The organism is Roseomonas sp. 18066, assembly GCF_902706185.1.
GTDB lineage: Bacteria > Pseudomonadota > Alphaproteobacteria > Acetobacterales > Acetobacteraceae > Pseudoroseomonas.
On sequence record NZ_CACSJM010000369.1, the window covers coordinates 1 to 437 of the forward strand.

Genomic DNA, 437 nt, shown 5'->3' on the forward strand with positions numbered 1-437 from the left:
GACTACTGTTCTTCGTCTACGTTGGTTGGCGCTGGATATGGGAAAAAGTGCCCCGTCTCAATCAATGGCTCTATCCCGATCTCAACGGAACCTGGGCTGCATCCATTGACTGGGTAAAGGATGGAAAAACTGGTCGTGCACTGGGTACCGTGTCGATCAAACAGAATTTTTTCACGCTTTCTATTGAGATGGATGCCCCACGATCTGAGTCGCGCACCATAGCGCTTTCAGTCAAGAAAGATCCGGAATCCGCGCGGCCCTTGCTCCACTACATCTACGAGGTGAGGGAAAAGTATCAATCGCCCGGGCAGAACATGGTGTACCAGGGAGCCGCGTCCTTGGTCGTCGATGTCGCCACCTATGATCGCCTCAGCGGCAACTATTTCACCAGTCGTGAATCCGGCGGTCATTTCGAGTTCCGACGCACGCTGTAAAAA

At 52.9% G+C, this 437-nt stretch carries 1 protein-coding gene; it reads left to right on the forward strand.

Annotated features, from left to right (window positions below; translation table 11 throughout):
* Nucleotides 1–434, forward strand: a 434-nt coding sequence (locus GVN67_RS29275; protein ID WP_235035627.1) for a hypothetical protein, incomplete at its 5' end; no start/stop codon positions are given.
* Nucleotides 435–437: the final 3 nt, after the last annotated feature.